The sequence below is a fragment of the Bacillus sp. bc15 genome (genome assembly GCF_900142585.1).
Lineage (GTDB): Bacteria > Bacillota > Bacilli > Bacillales > Bacillaceae_G > Bacillus_A > Bacillus_A cereus.
Map to the genome: position 1 here is coordinate 188,392 of NZ_FRBJ01000004.1, position 15,379 is coordinate 203,770.

The window sequence follows — 15,379 nt, forward strand, 5'->3', positions numbered from 1 at the left end:
GATAATGGCAAAAGAATATGATTTAGTCATCGTTGGCGGCGGTACTGGTGGATATGTTGCTGCAATTCGTGCATCACAATTAGGGTTAAAAACAGCACTAGTCGAAAAAGAAAATCTTGGTGGTACTTGTTTACACAAAGGATGTATTCCTAGTAAAGCTCTTTTACGTAGTGCGGAAGTATATGCAACTGCTAAAAAAAGCGAAGAGTTCGGAGTTATTGCAAGCAATGTAGAACTAAACTTTGCGAAAGTACAAGAGCGTAAAGAGAAGATTGTAACGCAGCTTCATAAAGGCGTTCAACATTTAATGAAACAAGGTAAAATTGATGTGTTTGAAGGTATTGGTCGTATTCTTGGCCCGTCTATTTTCTCTCCTATGCCAGGGACAATTTCAGTTGAACTTGCAAGTGGAGAAGAGAATGAAATGTTAATTCCAAAAAATGTACTTGTTGCAACAGGTTCTCGTCCAAATTCATTACCAGGTTTAGAATTAGATGGAGAATACGTAATGTCTTCGGATCATGCCCTAAAAATGGAAACGCTTCCTAGTTCGATTATTATCGTTGGTGGCGGTGTAATCGGTATTGAGTGGGCATCTATGCTTGCTGACTTCGGTGTAGAAGTTACAGTATTAGAGTATGCAAAAACGATATTACCACTAGAAGATCAAGACGTTTCAAAAGAAATGCAACGTCTATTCAAGAAAAAAGGTATTAAAGTGGTAACTGGTGCAAAAGTATTACCAGAAACATTGGTAAAAGATAATGGAGTAACAATCCAAGCTGAACACAACGGTGAAAACAAAGAATTTAAAGCAGAAAAAATGCTTGTATCTGTAGGAAGACAAGCGAATACGCAAAATATTGGCTTAGAGAACACAGATATCGTTGTGGAAAAAGGATACATTCAAACAAATGAGTTTTATCAAACGAAAGAATCGCATATTTACGCAATTGGAGATGTAATCGGTGGCCTGCAACTTGCTCACGTTGCTTCTCATGAAGGAATTGCTGCAGTAGAACATATTGCAGGGAAAGAAGTTACACCAATTGATTACTCTATGGTATCAAAATGCGTATATAGCAGTCCAGAAGTTGCTTCTGTTGGCTTAACAGAACAAGAAGCGAAAGAAAAAGGCTATAAGTTAAAAGTAGGTAAGTTCTCATTCCGCGCAATCGGAAAAGCACTTGTATACGGAGAATCAGATGGTTTCGTAAAACTTGTAGTTGATGAAGAGACAAATGACATTCTTGGTGTTCATATGATTGGACCACATGTAACAGATATGATTTCTGAAGCTGGTCTTGCAAGAGTACTTGATGCAACACCTTGGGAAGTAGCACATACAATTCATCCGCATCCATCATTATCTGAGGCGATTGGTGAAGCAGCACTTGCTGTAGATGGAAGAGCGTTACACGCATAAAAATGTGGATTTAGGAGGTTATGAAAAATGGCAGAAGTAAAAGAAAAGCGCCATGAAGAGCTTGGCTTAAGTGATGAGCAAGTATTAGAAATGTTCCGTACGATGTTACTTGCACGTAAAATCGACGAACGTATGTGGTTATTAAACCGCGCTGGTAAAATTCCATTCGTAATTTCTTGTCAAGGACAAGAGGCTGCACAAGTTGGAGCGGCGTTCGCTCTTGATAGAGAGAAAGATTATGCATTACCATACTATCGTGATATGGGTGTTGTACTAGCATTTGGTATGACAGCTAAAGAGCTTATGTTGTCTGCTTTCGCGAAAGCTGGAGATCCAAACTCTGGTGGTCGTCAAATGCCTGGTCACTTCGGTCAAAAGAAAAATCGTATTGTTACAGGTTCATCTCCAGTAACAACGCAAGTACCACATGCAGTTGGTATTGCACTAGCTGGAAAAATGGAGAAGAAAGATTTAGTAACGTTCGTTACATTTGGAGAAGGTTCTTCAAACCAAGGTGACTTCCATGAAGGGGCAAACTTTGCTGGTGTACACAAACTACCTGTTATTTTTATGTGTGAAAATAACAAATATGCAATCTCTATTCCGGTTGAAAAACAATTAGCATGTAAAAACGTATCAGATCGTGCAATTGGTTATGGTATGCCTGGATATACAATAGACGGAAACGATCCGCTTGCAGTATATAAAGCTGTAAAAGAAGCAGCAGATCGCGGTCGTCGTGGTGAAGGCCCAACTTTAATTGAAACAGTATCATATCGTTTAACAGCACATTCTAGTGACGATGATGATCGTGTTTATCGTGATAAAGAAGAAGTAGAAGAAGCAAAGAAAAAAGATTCAATTATAACATTCGCGGCTTATTTAAAAGAAGCTGGTGTGTTAACTGAGGAATCGGAAAAACAAATGTTAGACGAAATTATGCATATCGTAAATGAAGCAACAGAATATGCAGAAAATGCTCCGTATGCAGCACCTGAAGATGCATTGAAGCACGTATACGCAGAATAGGGGGGAACGTTTCATGGCTGTAATGTCTTATATTGATGCTATTACATTAGCAATGCGCGAAGAAATGGAACGCGATGAGAAAGTATTCGTTTTAGGAGAAGATGTTGGTAAAAAAGGTGGCGTGTTTAAAGCGACACACGGTTTGTATGATCAATTTGGTGAAGATCGTGCGCTTGATGCACCGCTTGCAGAATCTGCAATTGCTGGGGTAGCAATTGGTGCAGCAATGTATGGTATGCGTCCAATCGCTGAAATGCAGTTTGCTGATTTCATCATGCCAGCAGTAAACCAAATTGTTTCTGAGGCAGCAAAAATTCGTTATCGTTCTAATAATGATTGGACTTGTCCAGTTACAATCCGTGCACCGTTTGGCGGGGGGGTTCACGGTGCATTGTATCATTCACAATCTGTAGAAGCGATGTTTGCAAACCAGCCAGGTTTAAAAATCGTTATCCCTTCTACACCATATGATGCAAAAGGCTTATTAAAAGCAGCCATTCGTGATGAAGATCCAGTATTATTCTTCGAACATAAACGTGCATATCGTTTAATTAAAGGTGAAGTGCCGGAGGATGACTACGTATTACCAATCGGAAAAGCAGATGTAAAACGTGAAGGTGATGATATTACAGTTATCACGTACGGATTATGTGTTCATTTTGCTCTTCAAGCAGCTGAAAAGTTAGCACAAGATGGCATCTCTGCACACATTCTTGATTTACGTACTGTATATCCATTAGATAAAGAAGCAATCATTGAAGCAGCTTCTAAAACAGGTAAAGTTCTTCTTGTAACAGAAGACAATAAAGAAGGAAGCATTATGAGTGAAGTGGCAGCAATTATTGCTGAAAACTGTCTATTTGATTTAGATGCGCCAATCGCACGTCTTGCAGGTCCAGACGTTCCAGCAATGCCATATGCACCAACAATGGAAAAATTCTTTATGGTAAATCCAGATAAAGTTGAAAAAGCAATGCGTGAACTTGCGGAATTTTAATCGGGGGGACTATACATGGCTGTAGAAAATATTACAATGCCTCAGCTCGGGGAGAGCGTTACAGAGGGCACAATTAGTAAATGGCTCGTTAATGTTGGCGATCACGTAAACAAGTATGATCCGCTTGCAGAAGTAATGACTGATAAAGTAAATGCTGAAGTACCATCTTCTTTCACTGGTATTGTGAAAGAGTTAATCGCTGGTGAAGGTGATACGTTAGCTGTAGGTGAAGTAGTTTGTGTGATTCAAGTAGAAGGCGCAGACGAAGTAGCAGCAACAGCTGTTGAGGAAAAAACGAAAGAAGAACCAAAGGCAGCAGCAATTACGCCTGAAAAAGCACCGAAAGTAAAACAACCAACTGATGGAAAACCACGTTTTTCACCAGCTGTGTTAAAACTTGCGGGTGAGCATAACGTTGATTTAGATCTAGTAGAGGGTACGGGAGCAAACGGCCGTATCACTCGTAAAGATATTTTAAAGCTAGTGGAATCTGGAAATATTCCGCAAGCAGGTGCGGCGAAGAAAGATGAAGCTGTAGCGGCGGTAGTAGAAGCTCGCCCAGAAGCACCAAAAGCAGCACCAGTAGAGCAAAAAGTAGAAGCTGCGAAACCAGTTTCTGTACCTACAATGCCTGGAGATATCGAAATTCCAGTCACAGGTGTGCGTAAAGCAATCGCAGCAAACATGTTACGTAGTAAACACGAAGCACCACATGCTTGGATGATGATTGAAGTAGATGTGACAAACCTTGTGTCATACCGTAACTCAATTAAAGGTGACTTTAAGAAGCGTGAAGGCTTTAACTTAACGTTCTTTGCTTTCTTCGTAAAAGCAGTAGCACAAGCGTTAAAAGAGTATCCTCAAATTAATTCAATGTGGGCTGGCGATAAAATTGTTCAGAAGAAAGATATTAACCTTTCTATCGCTGTTGCAACAGAGGAAGAACTATTTGTACCAGTAATTAAGCAAGCGGACGAGAAAACAATTAAAGGTATCGCTCGTGAAATTACAGAACTTGCAGGAAAAGTACGTACGAAATCGTTAAAAGCAGACGAAATGCAAGGTGGAACATTTACAATTAATAACACAGGATCATTCGGTTCTGTTCAATCTATGGGTATTATTAATTACCCGCAAGCAGCTATTTTACAAGTTGAATCAATTGTAAAACGCCCAGTAATTATGGATAACGGAATGTTCGGTGCTCGTGATATGGTTAACTTATGTTTATCACTTGATCACCGAGTACTTGATGGTTTAATTTGTGGTAAGTTCTTAGGACGTGTTAAAGAAATTTTAGAAAACATGTCAGAAAACAATACATCTGTATATTAATAAAAAGCTCGCTTATGCGAGCTTTTTATTATCTTATTTCTTCATCTACATCCTACTATATGTATAAATACCTTTCCCAGTAATCTTACAATAAACGATTATGTATTAGGAATTTACGAAAATACATTGCTGATATATGGTATATGGATATAAAATAAGAAAAGAATAATTTTTTTGGCAAATCTTACTGATGAAACTGTAGTATAATATATTGTATTGTATGAAAAAGAGAGTTATTCTATATAAGTGTTTTATAGATAATGTGTAATCAGTCGTCAAAACATGAAGAATGTTGACTCCTGGTTTTTTATTTTTGCCGTAACAATGTTTCAGGAGGATGTCATGAAAAGAAGTACCGAGTTTCTAAAAAGTTTAGATGTAAAATTAATTTTAATTTTGTGTGCACTATGTGTGACGAGTATAGCTGCTATATATAGCAGTCAGCAAACGGGACAGTATGGAGCTGCAAACTTTGCTATGAAACAAGGTGTTAACTACATAATTGGGGTTGTATTGTTACTTCTTGTTGCAAGCATCGACTTAGATCAATTGCAAAAATTATCTTGGCCACTTTATATTGCCGGGTTTGGTTCACTTATTCTTTTGAAAATACTACCGGTTTCCACCTTCACACCTGAAAAATTAGGTGCAAAAAGATGGTTCGTTTTTCCAGTACTTGGACAAATTCAGCCGTCTGAGTTTTTCAAAATTGCATTGCTACTTGTAGTAGCGAGCATAGCTGTGAAACATAATGCGCAGTATATGGCGAGGACATTCCAAACGGATTTAAAATTAGTAGGTAAAATTATGCTAGTTTCTCTTCCGCCTATGGCTGTTGTATATAGCCAACCGGATACAGGTATGGTGTTCTTATATGCTGCTGCTATTGCATGTATTTTATTTATGTCAGGTATTCAAAAGAAATTGATAGCATTATGTACAGTTATTCCGTTGACCATATTATCTGCTTTAATATTTATTTTCTTTAAGTATCCAGATTTTTTCTATAATAAGTTAGTTACTTTACTAAAACCTCACCAACAGTCGCGTATTGTAGGTTGGTTAAATCCATTTGAAAATGCAGATCAAGGTTATCAAACACAGCAATCGATTTTAGCTGTAGGTAGTGGAGGAATGGAAGGTAAAGGATACGGTGGAGGAAGCGTCTATATCCCAGAGAAGCATACTGACTTTATTTTCGCTACAATTGCCGAAGAAGGTGGATTTATCGTAGCAGCCTTAGTTGTCTTCTTGTTCCTATTACTACTATATCGAACAATTATTATTGGTTATTCCGCTGATAATTTATTTGGTACATTATTATGCGCTGGATCAATCGGTATATTAACAGTTCAAATATTCCAAAACATCGGTATGATCGTTGGATTAATGCCTGTAAAAGGTATTGCATTACCTTTCTTATCGTATGGGGGAAGTTCCTTATTCTCGAATATGATTATGATGGGGCTCATACTATCGGTACGGAAAACTTATAAAAAATATATGTTTTCAGTTAAGTAAAAAAAGCTGGTTCGTTTTTAAACGAACCAGCTTTTTTTACATATATGCTCATAAACGTTGCAAACTAAAACAGGATAGCAGTTTGAGACGGGTAAGGAGTGCAAAGTGATGCATATGCATATTTTTGAAGGAGCACGGCATCTTTCTAATAGTGAATGGGTTATTCGGGCTATTATAGCATACATATTTTTAATATTAGTTGCGAAAGCAATGGGGCAAAGGTCTATCGCACAACTTCGTTTTTTAGATGTTGTATTAGTGTTATTGCTTGGTGGGAATATTTCTAACGCATTGTCTGATGAAAAAGTAGGGTTACTGGGCTCGATGATTACAACGTTCATACTCGTTGTACTTCATATTATAAGCTCAGTTTTAATGCTGAAATGGGATAGATGGAGACGCTTTTTAGAGCCAGCACCTATCATTCTTATACATAATGGTTCCATTGATTTTAGCAATTTGAAAAAGGCGAGAATTACCGTGGAATATTTGTTTTCGGAACTTCGCATGCGAAATGTGAGCGATATTCAAACGATCAAATTAGCATTATGGGAAGCGAACGGTGTCGTTTCTATATTTCGGTATCCAGAATATGAAGCAGTTTCGCGGCTTGATCTTAAAGTGGCGGGAAGAAAATCTCCAGTTTCTTTTGTATTAGTAAAGGATGGGAGGATTCAGAAAGATGTTCTTGCATTATTAGGAAAAACAGAAGCGTGGGCGAGAGAATTTCTAGAGGAGAGTACAGAAGTCGAATCCATTATGTTAGCTACAGTAGATGAATCACATAAAATAAATATTTTGTTAAAAAAATGAAAAATATACGCATTTTGTCGTTTCGTACATATGATACAATAGTGTGGACAACGAAAAAGGAGGCGATACGGTGGGATATGTAGAAGAATTACGAAAAATAGTTGGTCATCGCCCTTTAATTTTAGTTGGTGCTGTTGTACTCGTTATAAATGAAAATGGATATGTTTTATTGCAGCAGCGGACAGAGCCGTACGGAAAATGGGGGCTACCTGGCGGGCTAATGGAGCTTAGTGAATCACCAGAAGAAACAGCTTATCGTGAAGTATATGAAGAGACAGGAATAAAAGTGAAGAACTTGCGACTAATCAATGTATTTTCTGGAGCGAACTACTTTACAAAATTAGCAAACGGTGATGAATTTCAATCTGTAACAACCGCCTATTATACGGATGAATACGAAGGGGATTTTGTTATGAATAAAGAAGAAGCAGTTCAGCTTAAATTCTTTTCAGTAACAGAACTACCTGACTATATTGTAGGATCGCATAAAAAAATGATTGCTGAATATATGAAGATTATGGAAAAAAAGATATAATAATAGTGAAAGAAATACAAAAACACAGTTCTGGTTGGTAGTCCAGACGCATGATTTCATGTCAGTAACCTTCCCCTCCGGGATGTCCCGTATTTCTAATCTTTTAAAGGAGGGGCTGTCAATGGATTTGACAGTATATCACGATGGCCAATTTTTTGTTGGAATTATTACATGCAAAGAACAAGGGAAATTGTATGGAGCGAGGTATATTTTTGGAGCGGAACCGTCAGATGAAGAAGTGCTTATGTTTGTGAATGGTTCACTTTTAGAGCATTTTCAGCATTTTGCAAAATGTGGTGTAGAAGTTAAAGAAAAACAGCGTCCTAAAAACATAAAGCGTATCATACGACAAGCAGCAAAAGAAACAAATGTTAAACGTTTTACTAAGGCGCAAGAGGCGATTAGTTTATCTTATGAATTGCATAAACAAGAAAAGAAAGTGCAGTCTAAGGAGAAGCGAGAAGCTGAAAAAGAAAGAAGACGTTTAATTAAAGTACAAAAAGCAAAGCAAAAACATCGTGGTCATTAAAGAAAAGGTGTTAGAGCAATTGCTCTAACACCTTTTCTATACTGAAATACAAGTAAACTTACTTGTATTTCATAAACATTAACTGGTAAGATACAAATAGGTAGTTTTAGAGGAGGGAAAAGAGTGATTAATTTTAACTTTTTTATGAATGATGTTGTCCGCCAAGCGCGTGAAGAGATTGTCTCTGCTGGATATACAGAATTGACGACGCCAGAAGCGGTAGAAGAAGCGTTTAAAAGAAATGGAACAACACTTGTAATGGTAAACTCTGTATGTGGTTGTGCAGGTGGTATTGCTCGTCCTGCTGCTGCGCATTCCGTACATTATGATAAACGTCCTAACCACCTTGTAACGGTGTTTGCAGGTCAAGATAAAGAAGCGACAGCAAGAGCGCGTGAATATTTCGAAGGGTACCCACCTTCTTCTCCATCATTTGCTTTATTAAAAGATGGAAAAATTGTAACGATGGTAGAGCGTCATGAAATTGAAGGTCATGAACCGATGCAAGTTATTGCGAAACTACAATCATATTTTGAAGAGAATTGTGAAGAACTATAAAAAATAAGAGAAAAGGCGGCACGTCCACAATCAAGTGGATGTGCCGCCTTTTTTATTTATTATTAAAATTTCAGAGATATGCATAGTTATGTTATTTTATGCATTATTTTATACATAACAAATAGCATTTATATTGTTTTATTATTTATTTTTATTTTATATATTGCATAAAAATAAAAGTGCTGATACAATACAAACATCGAATAAATATTCTATTAAACTTTTAAATATACATTATTAGGGGGAAGAAAGATGAAGAAGTTAGTATCAATATCGTTTGCACTTATTTTAATTGTAAGTATATTCAGCGCTTGTAGTAATGGGGAATCGAAAGAAACAAAAGGAAATAAGAAAGTACTCGTAATGGGGACTTCAGCAGATTATAAACCATATGAATACGTGGAAGCTTCAAAAAGTGATGAAATTATTGGTTTTGATGTTGATGTTGCTAAATATATCGGAAAAGAACTTGGGTATGAAGTGAAAGTGAAAGATATGGATTTTGGTGGTTTATTAGCATCTCTTAGTTCAGGAAAAGTTGATTTCGTAATGGCAGGCATGACGCCAACTGCAGAGCGTAAAAATAATGTTGATTTTACAGATATTTATTTTGTTGCGAAAAATATGGTTGTTTCTAAAAAGGATTCTAACATTAAATCTGTAGAGGATTTAAAAGGGAAAAAAGTAGGGGTACAAACAGGATCTATTCAAGAAGAGAAAGCGGCAGAATTTAAAAAACAAGTAGATTTCCAAGTTGAGGGACGTGACCGTATACCAGAAATCGTACAAGAAATTAAAGCTGGTCGTTTTGACGCTGCAATTATAGAAGACACAGTTGCTAAAAATTATTTAGAGAAAATGAAAGATTTACAAGGAATTGAAATTAAAGAAGCGCCAGAAGAAGTTGGAGCAGCAATTGCCCTTCCGAAAAACAGTGATAAAACAGCTGAATTTAATAAAGTAATTAAAAAAATGCAAGAAAATGGAGAAATGGATAAATTAGTGAAGAAATGGTTTGGCAGCGGAAAATAAGCTGCCTTTCACTTTTCTGTGAGGGGAATGAAAAGAATGAACTTAGATTTTTCGGCGATTACGCCTTCGATACCATATATACTAAAAGGTTTAGAAGTTACTTTGAAAATTGTAGCGGTATCAGCTTTAGCAGGATTTATTTTAGGAACGTTATTAGCACTTTGTAAAATTGCTAGAATACGAGCATTAAATATAGCAGCAGATTTTTATACATCAATTTTTCGTGGTACACCACTTGTATTGCAATTAATGATTATTTATTTCGGTGTCCCGCAAATAATTGGTTATGAAATACCAGCATTCTTAGCAGCTGTACTTGCATTTAGCTTGAATTCAGGTGCATACATGTCAGAAGTAATTCGTGCTGGTATTCAAGCAGTTGATAAAGGACAAACAGAAGCAGCTATGGCTTTAGGGATACCATACGGAAAAATGATGAGAAATATTATTTTCCCTCAAGCATTAAAAAATATATTACCAGCGCTTGTGAACGAATTTGCGACACTTACGAAAGAATCAGCTGTAGTAACAGTAATAGGCGCGACTGATTTAATGCGTCGTGCTTACATTGTAGGCGGTGAGACATTTAAATATCTTGAACCATTACTTTTTGTTGGATTGATTTATTATATGTTAGTCATTATTCTTACATTAGTCGGGAAGGCAATTGAAGGGAGAATGAAGAAAAGTGATTAAAATTGAAAACCTTCATAAATCATTTGGTAAAAACGAAGTATTAAAAGGAATTACAACAACGATTGAAAAAGGGGAAGTAGTTGCAATTATAGGACCTTCTGGATCAGGAAAATCAACATTTTTACGTTGTATGAATATGTTAGAAGCACCAACGGATGGTCACATTTGGATTGGAACGGAAGAAGTAACGAATCCGAAAACGAATGTTATGCATGTTCGTGAAAATGTCGGTATGGTATTTCAGCATTTTCACTTATTTCCTCATATGACTGTATTAGAAAATATTACGTATGCTCCTATCAATGTAAAAGGGGTAACGAAGCCAGAAGCTGAAAAGAAAGCTGAGAAACTTTTAGAAAAGGTTGGATTAGTAGATAAAAAAAATACGTATCCGAATCGTTTGTCGGGAGGACAAAAGCAACGCGTAGCAATTGCAAGAGCGTTAGCGATGGAACCGGAAGTTATGTTATTTGATGAACCGACATCGGCGCTAGATCCAGAGATGGTGAAAGAAGTGTTAGAAGTTATGAAATCGTTAGTTACGACAGGAATGACGATGGCTATCGTTACACATGAAATGGGCTTTGCAAAAGAAGTGGCAGATCGTGTTCTTTTCTTGGACGGAGGAAAGCTTGTAGAAGATAGTGCGCCAGAAGAATTTTTTGCAGCGCCGAAAAGTGAACGTGCGCAACAATTTTTACAAAAAATATTGTAATATGAAAAGGTTATGTGAATAATAAGTAGAAAAGGATGACATTGTGTCATCCTTTTTTTATACTAGCTGTAAATACGTTTATACATATAGGAGCAATGATATGTTCAAAATTGGATACCGTACAGTAAAAACAGCAATAGGGACAGGCGCGGCAGTTTTTATTGCTCAGTTATTAGGATTAGAATTTTATAGTTCAGCAGGTATTTTAGTTATTTTATGTGTACAAAATACGAAGCGCAAATCGCTTCAAGTGTCGTTACATCGTTTTCTAGCGTGTGTATTATCAATGGTATTCGCGTTTTGTATTTTTGAAACGATCGGCTATACACCACTTGCAATTAGCATATTGTTACTTACATTTATTCCGACTGCAGTAATGCTTAAAATTCAAGAAGGTATTGTCACGAGTTCAGTTATTGTTATGCATCTATATTCATTGAAGCAAATTACATGGCTTATAGTTGGAAATGAAATTGCTATATTAACAATAGGAATTAGCGTGGCGTTATTAGTAAATATGTATATGCCGAGTAGTGAAAATAAGCTAAAAGAGTATCAGGATAAAATAGAGAGTAATTTTAAAACGATTTTGTTTGAAATGGTTGTGTATTTACGAAATCGAGAAAGTAGTTGGAGTGGAGCAGAACTCATTGAAACCGAGAATATGTTAAATGAAGCAAGAGATTTATCGTTTAAAAAACTTGAGAATGCATTTATGCGAGAAGATGATTATTACTATCGTTATTTTAATATGCGTATGCAACAATTTGAAATTTTAGAGCGAATGATACCATTAGCAGCTTCTTTATCGTGGACGTATGAACAAGCTGACATGATTGCAGATGTTGTTGAAAACATTGGTAATGCTATTAGCCCTGAGAGTACAGGCGTTATTTCCTTAAGGCAGCTTCAAGAAATGAGGGAATTATTTAGAGACATGCCATTGCCAGCTACACGCGAAGAATTTGAGATACGTGCGAAACTTGTTCAACTTGTGTATGAAATGGAACAATATTTACTCATTAAAAGTCGCTTTAAGGGAAAGGATAATATAAAAGAACTTATATAGAAGGTAGGAATTATCTATGCCGTATCTTCTCTCTATCATATTATGTCTTTCTTTATCGCCGATTTGGCCTCTTGGGGATAATCCACGTGCCGGAGATCCTTTTATTATTGTAAATAAAGCAACGAATAAATTAGCTTACATTGACGATGGAAAGATTCAAAAGGTTTTTCCAGTAGCGACAGGGAAAACGAATGAATTAACTCCAGAAGGAACTTTTGATGTTGTAATGAAAGCGAAGGATCCGTATTACATTGCGAAGGATATTCCAGGTGGATCGCCAAAAAATCCACTTGGATCAAGGTGGATTGGATTTAATGCAAGAGGAACTGATGGAAGTAAATATGGAATACATGGAACAAACCAACCGAGTTCAATTGGAAAGTATATTTCACAAGGATGTATAAGAATGAAGAAAAACGATGTGGAATATTTGTTTGATCGTATTCCAATTGGAACGAAAGTATGGATTGTGAAATCGAAAAAATCATTTCAGCAATTGGCAAAAGAAAAAGGAGCCGTTGCATATGAAAAAGCCAACGAAAAGGTTGGCTTTTTCTATTGTAATAAGTTGTCTTGACATGTGTACATAACCATGCGTTAATGAAAGTATAGAAAGATAAAATTAGATAAAGGGGTTGCTCATATGTACTTGAATCCAAAACTTTCGTATATGCAGTTTTTTATGGGATTTCTATTTGTTATTACATTCATATTGGCAACTTTTAATATATGTTCTTATCTTGTAGCGATTGTATGTATGGCATTACTTAATCTCACTTTTGTTATTGGGGCATTTCAGCAGAAACAATATACAAGTTTTGTAATAGCACTTGTAATGTCACTTTCCTTTAGTATTGTAGCGATTGTGTTTTATATAAAATAAACCATCTCGATGTCGAGATGGTTTATTTTGTCATGTGTAAAAAGTAAAAAAAGGACGAACACATCGCCCTTTTTACCAAAACATACTCGCGCCAGCAAGTAATGTTGTTACAAGCATAGAAATTAGCATCACATAAACCATAATTTTTTGAGCTTTTTTATGCATCGTTATACCTCCTTGCAAATCAGTACAATTTCATTGTAACGAGAAATGAAATTATGGACAAGGGGAGAGTAAGGACAAAATTCGGGAAGGGGTTGCAAAATATAACAGGAAATTTGAGTGTGTGTAGAGAATATAGTAAAAGGGTATATTGTTAATTTTTAGTTGGGCAAGCTGAAGAATGGAGATACGATGATGAAAATATACGAAACAGATCGTTTATATTTAAAGGAAATTGATGAGTCGTATGCTGAAACAGTTCTTCAATATTACGACAGAAATCGTGAGTTTTTAAAAGCTTGGGAAGAGTATAGACCGGATGATTTTTTTACGCTAGATTATCAAAAGAAAAAGTTGCAAAAGGATAGAAAAGAGTTCGAAGAAGGGAAAATCATCAGACTATGGATTTTTAAAAAGGGTGATGATACGAAAATAATTGGGTGTATTTCATTTAATTTAATCGTTCGTGGCATTTATCAATCTTGTGTACTCGGTTATAAATTAGATAAAGCAGAGTTAAACAAAGGGTATACGACAGAAGCGCTTAGAAAAGCAATTCAAGTTGCTTTTGAGGGATTTCAGTTACATCGTATAGAAGCTCCGATTATGCCTCGTAATTTAGCATCTATACAAGTAGTGACGAAGATAGGCTTTCAATATGAAGGCGTGTCTAGGAAGATGTTAATGGTAAATGGCGTGTGGGAGGATCATATGCGCTGGGTATTGTTAAATGAGTAATAGAAAGCAGATGGTTATCTAGACATGTAAACCATCTGTTTTTTGTCTTGTATTTCGAAACTTTTGCGAAATTCTGTTATAATTAATAGTGTTACATACATAATGGTAGTGCAGGAGGCGCAGTCTTATGATTAATCAAGAACGTTTAGTAAATGAATTTATGGAATTAGTACAAGTAGATTCTGAAACGAAATTTGAAGCAGAAATCTGCAAAGTATTAACGAAGAAATTTACAGATTTAGGTGTAGAAGTATTTGAAGATGACACAATGGCTGTAACTGGTCATGGTGCAGGTAACTTAATTTGTACTTTACCAGCAACAAAAGATGGTGTTGATACAATTTACTTTACTTCTCATATGGATACAGTAGTTCCTGGTAATGGAATTAAGCCTTCTATTAAAGATGGATATATCGTATCAGATGGTACAACAATTTTGGGCGCGGATGATAAAGCTGGATTAGCATCAATGTTCGAAGCAATCCGTGTTTTAAAAGAGAAAAATATCTCTCACGGTAAAATTGAATTTATTATTACAGTCGGAGAAGAATCAGGTCTTGTTGGTGCAAAAGCTTTAGATCGTGAGCGTATTACAGCGAAGTATGGCTACGCATTAGATAGCGATGGAAAAGTTGGTGAAATCGTTGTTGCAGCTCCAACACAAGCGAAAGTGAACGCAATTATTCGCGGGAAAACAGCTCACGCTGGTGTAGCACCGGAGAAAGGTGTATCTGCAATTACTATCGCAGCGAAAGCAATTGCGAAGATGCCACTTGGTCGCATTGACTCTGAAACGACTGCAAACATTGGACGTTTTGAAGGTGGTACACAAACGAATATCGTTTGCGATCATGTACAAATCTTTGCAGAAGCTCGTTCTTTAATCAATGAGAAAATGGAAGCACAAGTTGCGAAAATGAAAGAAGCATTTGAAACAACTGCAAAAGAAATGGGTGGTCATGCAGACGTTGAAGTAAACGTTATGTACCCAGGATTTAAATTTGCTGATGGCGATCACGTTGTAGAAGTTGCAAAACGTGCAGCTGAAAAAATTGGTCGTACACCTTCTCTTCACCAAAGTGGTGGCGGAAGTGATGCAAACGTAATTGCAGGACACGGTATCCCAACAGTTAACTTGGCAGTTGGTTATGAAGAAATTCATACAACAAACGAGAAGATTCCTGTTGAAGAGTTAGCAAAAACAGCAGAATTAGTTGTTGCAATTATTGAAGAAGTAGCGAAGTAATAGAATAGAAAAAGCGTGTAAATCAATTGTGATTTACACGCTTTTTATTTTGATTCGATTGTTTTTACAAGGCGTATAAGCCAATACAAGAAAAA

The 15,379-nt window shown here is 36.4% G+C and carries 18 protein-coding genes; 17 read left to right on the plus strand and 1 reads right to left on the minus strand.

Going from position 1 to position 15,379, the window contains the following annotated elements:
- The first annotated feature begins 4 nt into the window (after positions 1-4).
- The 15 genes from lpdA (at position 5) to BUA87_RS16715 (ending at position 13,138) form a co-directional block, all read left to right on the plus strand.
- Complete coding sequence (gene lpdA, locus BUA87_RS16640; RefSeq protein ID WP_001051295.1) at positions 5-1,426, plus strand: dihydrolipoyl dehydrogenase; 1,422 nt, start codon at positions 5-7, stop codon at positions 1,424-1,426.
- Between the two features lie 27 nt (positions 1,427-1,453).
- Positions 1,454-2,455 carry a 3-methyl-2-oxobutanoate dehydrogenase subunit alpha gene (gene bfmBAA / locus BUA87_RS16645; protein WP_000852551.1) on the plus strand — a complete coding sequence of 334 codons (1,002 nt, stop codon included), beginning with the start codon at positions 1,454-1,456 and terminating at the stop codon, positions 2,453-2,455.
- Between the two features lie 13 nt (positions 2,456-2,468).
- Positions 2,469-3,452, plus strand: a complete 984-nt coding sequence (bfmBAB, locus tag BUA87_RS16650) for a 3-methyl-2-oxobutanoate dehydrogenase subunit beta (protein WP_000290071.1) — start codon at positions 2,469-2,471, stop codon at positions 3,450-3,452.
- 15 nt (positions 3,453-3,467) lie between these two features.
- Positions 3,468-4,787 carry a dihydrolipoamide acetyltransferase family protein gene (locus BUA87_RS16655; protein ID WP_072940281.1) on the plus strand — a complete coding sequence of 440 codons (1,320 nt, stop codon included), beginning with the start codon at positions 3,468-3,470 and terminating at the stop codon, positions 4,785-4,787.
- A gap of 342 nt (positions 4,788-5,129) precedes the next feature.
- Positions 5,130-6,308, plus strand: a complete 1,179-nt coding sequence (locus tag BUA87_RS16660; protein ID WP_000831182.1) for an FtsW/RodA/SpoVE family cell cycle protein — start codon at positions 5,130-5,132, stop codon at positions 6,306-6,308.
- 108 nt (positions 6,309-6,416) lie between these two features.
- Positions 6,417-7,121, plus strand: a complete 705-nt coding sequence (locus BUA87_RS16665; protein WP_000550963.1) for a DUF421 domain-containing protein — start codon at positions 6,417-6,419, stop codon at positions 7,119-7,121.
- 70 nt (positions 7,122-7,191) lie between these two features.
- On the plus strand, positions 7,192-7,656 hold the full coding sequence (locus BUA87_RS16670) for an NUDIX hydrolase (RefSeq protein ID WP_000542551.1): 465 nt from the start codon (positions 7,192-7,194) through the stop codon (positions 7,654-7,656).
- Positions 7,657-7,777: 121 nt separating this feature from the next.
- The gene (locus tag BUA87_RS16675; RefSeq protein ID WP_000366603.1) at positions 7,778-8,185 is read left to right on the plus strand and encodes a YjdF family protein; all 408 of its coding nucleotides are present in this window, start codon (positions 7,778-7,780) and stop codon (positions 8,183-8,185) included.
- 144 nt (positions 8,186-8,329) lie between these two features.
- Positions 8,330-8,743, plus strand: a complete 414-nt coding sequence (locus tag BUA87_RS16680) for a BrxA/BrxB family bacilliredoxin (RefSeq protein WP_001979317.1) — start codon at positions 8,330-8,332, stop codon at positions 8,741-8,743.
- Positions 8,744-8,995: 252 nt separating this feature from the next.
- A complete protein-coding gene (locus BUA87_RS16690) occupies positions 8,996-9,775 on the plus strand; it encodes a transporter substrate-binding domain-containing protein (protein WP_000737678.1) in 780 nt (259 codons plus the stop codon).
- A 36-nt stretch (positions 9,776-9,811) separates the two neighbouring features.
- Positions 9,812-10,471, plus strand: coding sequence for an amino acid ABC transporter permease (locus tag BUA87_RS16695; protein WP_001046915.1), 660 nt, complete (start codon positions 9,812-9,814; stop codon positions 10,469-10,471).
- A complete protein-coding gene (locus BUA87_RS16700) occupies positions 10,464-11,186 on the plus strand; it encodes an amino acid ABC transporter ATP-binding protein (protein ID WP_071713550.1) in 723 nt (240 codons plus the stop codon). Before BUA87_RS16695 ends, BUA87_RS16700 begins: the two co-directional genes overlap by 8 nt.
- A 100-nt stretch (positions 11,187-11,286) precedes the next feature.
- On the plus strand, positions 11,287-12,255 hold the full coding sequence (locus BUA87_RS16705; RefSeq protein WP_000472671.1) for an aromatic acid exporter family protein: 969 nt from the start codon (positions 11,287-11,289) through the stop codon (positions 12,253-12,255).
- Positions 12,256-12,271: 16 nt separating this feature from the next.
- Complete coding sequence (locus BUA87_RS16710) at positions 12,272-12,832, plus strand: L,D-transpeptidase (protein ID WP_065229328.1); 561 nt, start codon at positions 12,272-12,274, stop codon at positions 12,830-12,832.
- Between the two features lie 66 nt (positions 12,833-12,898).
- Positions 12,899-13,138 (plus strand): DUF3894 domain-containing protein, encoded by a 240-nt coding sequence (locus BUA87_RS16715; RefSeq protein WP_065229327.1) that lies wholly within the window; start codon positions 12,899-12,901, stop codon positions 13,136-13,138.
- A 72-nt stretch (positions 13,139-13,210) separates the two neighbouring features.
- On the opposite strand, the gene prli42 is transcribed toward BUA87_RS16715, so the two are convergent.
- Positions 13,211-13,303: a stressosome-associated protein Prli42 gene (gene prli42, locus BUA87_RS31375; RefSeq protein ID WP_000549037.1), complete on the minus strand. Its 93-nt coding sequence runs from the start codon at positions 13,301-13,303 to the stop codon at positions 13,211-13,213.
- A gap of 189 nt (positions 13,304-13,492) precedes the next feature.
- On the opposite strand from prli42, the gene BUA87_RS16720 reads away from it, so the two are divergent.
- Positions 13,493-14,038: a GNAT family N-acetyltransferase gene (locus BUA87_RS16720; RefSeq protein WP_025118231.1), complete on the plus strand. Its 546-nt coding sequence runs from the start codon at positions 13,493-13,495 to the stop codon at positions 14,036-14,038.
- A 127-nt stretch (positions 14,039-14,165) separates the two neighbouring features.
- Entirely contained in the window at positions 14,166-15,284 is a 1,119-nt protein-coding gene (locus BUA87_RS16725) for a tripeptidase T (RefSeq protein WP_000609816.1), read from the plus strand.
- Positions 15,285-15,379: the final 95 nt, after the last annotated feature.